Genomic DNA, 6,000 nt, shown 5'->3' with positions numbered 1-6,000 from the left:
CGAAGCGGTGGAGCGCGCCATCGCAATGGCCCGGGAAGCAACCGAGGACAGGTTCGCGGGCCTTGCCCCCGGCGACCTGCTGGCAAGCGGCCCCTTCGCGGATTTCGACCTGTTCGACCCCGCCACCGAGGCACTCAGCCCCGAAACGCTGAAGGCCATGGCGCTGGAGGCAGAAGATGCAGCCCGCGCGATCAAGGGCATCACCAACAGCGAGGGCGGATCGGCCAGCGCTGGCCTCAGCGTCTCGGCGCTCGCCACATCGCACGGCTTCCGGGGGGCAGCACGCGGCACGTCTGTCTCTACCTCGGCGGTGGTGATCGCCGGCGAAGGGGCAGACAAGCAGCGGGACTATGAATGGCATCAGGCCCGCCACCTTTCCGATCTCGAATCGCCCGCCGCCGTCGGCCGCCGCGCCGCCGAACGCACCCTGGCCCGGCTGAATCCGGGCAAGGCCCCGAACGGGCAGATGACGGTGGTGTTCGATCCCCGCGTCTCGGCCAGCCTGATCGGCCATCTGCTGGGCGCCATCACCGGCAGCAGCATCGCCCGCAAGACCAGCTTCGTGCTGGGGCATGAAAGCCAGCCCCTGTTCGGCCCCGGCATCACCATTCGCGATGATCCGCACCGGTCGCGCGGTCTGCGATCCCGCGCCTTCGATGGCGAAGGGCTGCGCACCGCGCCGCGCGCCATCGTCGACAAGGGGATGCTGACGGGCTGGCTGGTGGACAGCGCGTCCGGCCGTCAGCTTGGCCTTGCGCCCACCGGCCACGCCAGCCGGGGCAGCAGCGGCCCGCCCGGCGTCTCCACCTCGAACCTGTGGCTGGAACCGGGCAGCAGCACACCCGTTCAGCTGATGTCAGATATAAAGGACGGCCTCTATATCAATGAATTGATTGGAATTGGCGTCAATCTGCTGACCGGTGATTACAGCCGCGGCGCAGGCGGATTCCGCATCCGCAACGGCCAGCTCGCAGAGCCGGTGACGGAAGCGACCATTGCCGGCCACCTGCGCGACATGTTCAAGGCGCTGATCCCCGCCAACGATCTGCGATTCCGCCACGCCACCGACGCGCCGACGATCCGCGTGGATGGAATGACCGTCGCGGGGCAGTAGGATCAGCGGCTCAAAGCGTCAGCTGAGTGGCGATCCGCGCCGCGACTGTATCCAGACCTGCGGCAATCGAGCCGGTCTCGATCGGCGTCCCCGCATCGGAAGCGGCGACCACGGCCGGGTCCAGCGGCAGGCTTGCGATGGTGTCCGCCCCCAGCCCGGCGTCGGCCGGCGCTTCACCAAAGGGGTGAACAACCTGCCCGTCCGGCATCACCATCCCCGCCATGTTCATCACCACGCCCAGCACGGGCACCTTCAACTGCTCGAAGAAGGCGACTGCGCGGCGGGCGTCTGCGCGGGCCAGCGCCTGCGGCGTGGTGACGACCAGCGCGCCGGACGGGGTCAGTTTCTGCGCGAGAGACAGGTGGATATCGCCGGTGCCGGGCGGCAGATCCACCACCAGCACGTCCAGTTCGCCCCAATCGGCGACCGTCGCCATCTGCACCATGGCCCCCGCCACCATCGGGCCGCGCCAGGCGACCGCCTTGTCCGGATCGGCCATCACGCCCATGCCCAGCATCTTCAGACCATGGCATTCCAGCGGAATCAGCCGCTTGTCCGCCGTGGCCCGCGCCCGTTCCCGGATGCCCAGCAGGATATGCGCGGACGGCCCCTGAATATCCGCATCCAGCAGGCCCACCTTCAACCCGCGCCGTTTCAGCGCCAGCGCCAGCCCAACGGCGACGGTGGATTTGCCCACCCCGCCCTTCCCGGCGCCGACGCCGATGATGTGGCGAACCCCCGGAACGGTGGCGCCCTGCGGCCGGGGCGCATCGCCGCGCTCCGCCGTCTGGATGACGCGGACAGAGGTAAATCCGGCCAGCTTCAGCGCCCTGTCGATCCGGCCTTCCAGCGCCTGGGCGGCCGCCTTCGCCAGATCGTCGACTGCCAGCACAAGGCCCGCCGCCTGCTCATCGCGCACCACCAGGCCGGAAACCCGTCCGCTTTCCAGCAGGTTGCCGGGGCGAACCGGATCCTCGATCGCCTGCAATGCGCGTTCCGCAGCGTCTCTGCCTGGCATGCTCGCCCCTCGCTTTCCTTGAAGGCTGCCCCTATATCCCCTTCAAGAGCTGCTGCAATCTGGTAACAATTCCTGCGGCAATGCGTGCAGAACATGGGGACGGAAAGGCCTACATGCCCTGGCAGAACAACGAGGACGGCGAAGGTTCAGGTGACAAGGGCGGCGGTGGCCGTCGGAATCCCTGGGGCGGCGCCAGTGGCGGACCTTCGAACCAGGGCAAGGATGGCCCCCGGAACCCCTGGGGGGATGCCCCCCGCCCAAAGGGGGGAGACGACCGCCCGCGCGGCAACGGCACCCCCGATTTCGATGAATTCATCCGTCGCAGCCAGGAACGGCTGCGCGGCCTGGGCGGCGGCCAGGGCGGCGGCGGCAACCGCGGCACCGGCCGCGGCATGCCCGACATCCCCTGGGGCCTTGTGGCCGGCGGCCTCGCGCTGGTGCTGATCGGCATGACGTCGGCCTATCGCGTGGATGCCGGCGAGCGGGCCGTGGTGACGCGGTTCGGGCAATATTCCTCCACCAGCGGCCCCGGCTTCCACATGAAGCTGCCGGCCCCGATCGACCAGGTCACCAAGGTCCAGTTCGAGGATATCCGCACGGATCTGATCGGCGCCACCGACGGGGATGCGGAAAATCTGATGATCACGGGCGACGGCAATGTGATCAACATCGCCTATGCCGTGCGCTGGCGCGTGAAGAATGCGGAAGATTTCCTGTTCCAGATCGCCGATCCCAACGCGACCGTGCGCGACGCAACGGAAAGCGCCATGCGCGAGATCGTCGGCCGCTCCACGCTGAACAACGCCATCGGCCCGGAACGCGCGGCAATCGCGGAACAGGTGCGCGAACGGGTGCAGGAAATCCTCGATTCCTATGGCTCCGGCGTGCTGATCCAGGGTGTGGACATCAACAAGGCCGACCCGCCCGCAGCGGTGGACGAAGCGTTCAAGGACGTGTCCGCCGCCCAGCAGGACGCGCAGCAGTTCCTGAACCAGGCCCGCGCCTATGCGCAGCAGGTGCAGGCGCAGGCCGCCGGCGCCACCGCCGCGTTCGACAAGGTCTATGAGCAATATCGCCTAGCCCCAGAGGTGACCCGCAAGCGCATGTATCTGGAAACGATGGAATCCGTGCTCGGCAAGGTGGACACCACCGTGATCGAGGCGCCGGGCGTGCAGGCCTATCTGCCGCTGCCCGAAGTGCAGCGCCGCAACCGCCAGGCGCAGGAGGCGCAGCAATGATCAGTCAGCGCGCCCTCCTCACCGGCGGCATCGGGCTCGCCGCGCTCGCCGTCCTGGCGGCCGTCTCCGTCGTCCGCGTGCCAGAGGATCAGCAGGCGATCATCCTGCAGCTCGGCCGCCCCGTGGCGACCGTGAACACCTATCAGCCGAACCAGAAGTTCGGGCAGACCGGCGCCGGCCTCGTCCTGAAGACGCCGTTCGTCCAGAACACGGTGTTCGTGGACAAGCGGATCATGTCGCTCGACATTCCGCCACAGACGGTGCTGTCGACAGACCAGCTGCGGCTGGTGGTCGACGCCTTCGCCCGCTTCCGCATCGTCAACCCCGTCCGCATGTACCAGACGGTGGGCAGCGAGGAACGGCTGCAGCAGGAACTGTCGCGCATCCTTTCGTCGCGGATCCGCAACGAACTGGGCAAGCAGCGCTTCGACGCCATGCTGTCGCCCGAACGCGGGCAATCGATGGATGCGATCCAGCTGGCGGTGAACCGCTCGGCGCTCGCCTATGGCGCGGAAATCATCGACGTCCGCATCAAGCGCGCCGACCTGCCGCCAGGAAGCCCGCTGGAAGCCGCCTTCGAACGGATGCGAACCGCCCGCCAGCAGGAGGCGCTGACAATCCGCGCGCAAGGGGCGAAGAACGCGCAGATCATCCGCGCCGAAGCGGATGCGGAAGCGGCGCGTGTCTATGCCGAAAGCTTCGGCAAGGATCCCGATTTCTATACCTTCTATCGCTCGATGGAGGCTTATCGGAAGAGTTTCGCGCAAGGGAACAGCAATGTCGTCCTCAGCCCCAGCAATGAATTCCTGCGGGAATTCCAGGGCCGGCGCGGCGGTTGATTTCGGTTCGGCGGCAATATTGAACAGTTCAGCCACCATTCAATCGCCGCACCGTTAGAACCGGGCGTGAGAGGACCCTTTGGAGTAACACACGTGCAAGACAGCTCGAACAAGAGCCGCTTCCTGACTGCCGGTCTTTCGGCCGGCATTGCCGCTGTCGTCGCAACCGCCATTCCGGTGCTGGCACAGGCCCCGGCCGTGCAGGCGCCGGCCATGCAGGCGCCCGCAGCCCCGGCAACCGCAGGCCCCGTGCAGGCGCTTCCCCCGCGCGGTGCGCCCGTCAGCTTCGCGGACCTGACGGCCCGGCTGCAGCCGGCCGTGGTGAACATCTCCACCACCCAGCGCGTGGAAGTGGGCCGTTTCCCCCGCTTCGGCCCCGGCACCAACCTCGAGGATCTGTTCCGCCGCTTCCAGGAGCAGCAGACAGAGGACGGCCAGCCCGTCACGCGGGAGGCAACCTCGCTCGGCTCCGGCTTCGTCATCTCGCCGGATGGCTATATCGTCACCAACAACCATGTGATTTCCGGTCGTGACGGGCAGAAGCTCGTCGACACAATCACCGTCACGCTGTCCGACCGGCGCGAATATACCGCCCGCGTGATCGGCCGCGATCCGCTTTCGGATCTCGCGCTGCTGAAGATCGACGGCGAGAACCTGCCCTATGTGCAGTTCGGCAATTCCGAAGGCACCCGCGTGGGCGACTGGGCGATCGCCATCGGCAATCCCTTCGGCCTGGGCGGCACCGTTACCGCGGGCATCGTTTCGGCCCTGCATCGCGGCATCCAGGGCGGCGGCGCCTATGATCGCTATATCCAGACAGACGCGTCCATCAACCAGGGCAACTCCGGCGGCCCGCTGTTCGACCTGAACGGCAATGTTATCGGCGTGAACACCGCCATCTTCTCGCCCACGGGCGGCAATGTCGGCGTGGGCTTCGCGATCCCGTCGGAATTGGCGAAGCCCGTGATCGATCAGCTGCGCGCCACCGGCAAGGTGAAGCGCGGCTATCTGGGCGTGCAGATCCAGAACATGACGCCCGCGATCGCCTCGTCCCTGGGCCTGCCCAAGGACAGGGGTGAAATCGTCGCCTCGGTCGAGCCGTCCGGCCCGGCCCGCGCTGCCGGCGTGCAACAGGGCGACGTGGTGGTGAAGGTGGCCGGGCAGGAGGTGTCGCCCGATACCAGCCTGTCCTACATCGTCGCCAACACGCCTATCGGATCCCGCGTGCCGATCGAGGTGATTCGCGGCGGCAAGCGCCTGACGCTGACGGCAACGATCAGCGAGCGTCCCTCGGAAGCTTCGCTTCTGGGTCAGCCCGAGCAGGCCGACAGCACCGACAAGGAAGAGGGCGACCAGCCCGGCGCCGAAGCCGCCCGGAAGTCGCTGGGCCTGACGCTGCAGGCGCTCAGCCCGGAAATCCGCCAGCAGCTGCGCCTGCCCGATACCGTGCAGGGCGTCGTCGTCGCGAAGGTGAACCCGTCGTCCAACGCGGCCGAGGAAGGGCTGCAACGCGGGGACATCATCGTCTCGGTGAACCAGCAACCGGTGAAGACGCCGCAGGAAGCCGCCGATGCGGTGGCCGCCGCGCGCAAGGCCGGGCGCGACACCGTTCTGCTGTTCGTGCAGCGCGGCAACACGCCGGGCCGCTTCGTGGGCGTGAAGGTCCAGTAAGCGATATGAGGCACCTGCCGGGCCATTATCCGGGCAGGTGCCTCGCACTGAAGTAGTTAACAGTCCGGAAAAATTCGTGAACTTCCTTGTCCCCCAGTCAATGGGCTGTTAGGCTGCATC

At 67.3% G+C, this 6,000-nt stretch carries 5 protein-coding genes; 4 read left to right on the top strand and 1 reads right to left on the bottom strand.

From position 1 onward, the window contains the following. Nucleotides 1–1,114, top strand: a 1,114-nt coding sequence (locus ACE3O8_RS00300) for a TldD/PmbA family protein (protein WP_374385549.1), incomplete at its 5' end; no start/stop codon positions are given. Nucleotides 1,115–1,124: 10 nt separating this feature from the next. Here ACE3O8_RS00300 and ACE3O8_RS00295 read toward each other — a convergent pair. Further along, nucleotides 1,125–2,132, bottom strand: a complete 1,008-nt coding sequence (locus ACE3O8_RS00295; RefSeq protein WP_374385547.1) for a P-loop NTPase — start codon at nucleotides 2,130–2,132, stop codon at nucleotides 1,125–1,127. A 113-nt stretch (nucleotides 2,133–2,245) separates the two neighbouring features. Here ACE3O8_RS00295 and hflK point away from each other — a divergent pair, with 113 nt between their 5' ends. From hflK to ACE3O8_RS00280, 3 genes are all read left to right on the top strand, one after another. After that, nucleotides 2,246–3,370: an FtsH protease activity modulator HflK gene (hflK, locus tag ACE3O8_RS00290; RefSeq protein WP_374385545.1), complete on the top strand. Its 1,125-nt coding sequence runs from the start codon at nucleotides 2,246–2,248 to the stop codon at nucleotides 3,368–3,370. Next, nucleotides 3,367–4,209, top strand: a complete 843-nt coding sequence (hflC, locus tag ACE3O8_RS00285; protein ID WP_374385543.1) for a protease modulator HflC — start codon at nucleotides 3,367–3,369, stop codon at nucleotides 4,207–4,209. Before hflK ends, hflC begins: the two co-directional genes overlap by 4 nt. 93 nt (nucleotides 4,210–4,302) lie before the next feature. After that, nucleotides 4,303–5,880 (top strand): Do family serine endopeptidase, encoded by a 1,578-nt coding sequence (locus ACE3O8_RS00280; RefSeq protein ID WP_374385540.1) that lies wholly within the window; start codon nucleotides 4,303–4,305, stop codon nucleotides 5,878–5,880. The last annotated feature ends 120 nt before the right edge of the window (nucleotides 5,881–6,000 follow it).

Origin of the sequence: Sandaracinobacter sp. (assembly GCF_041909755.1) — a bacterium.
In the GTDB taxonomy this organism is placed as follows: Bacteria; Pseudomonadota; Alphaproteobacteria; order Sphingomonadales; family Sphingomonadaceae; genus Sandaracinobacteroides.
The sequence above is the reverse complement of the archived record's forward strand: the minus strand, read 5'-3'. Positions and strand labels throughout refer to the sequence as shown.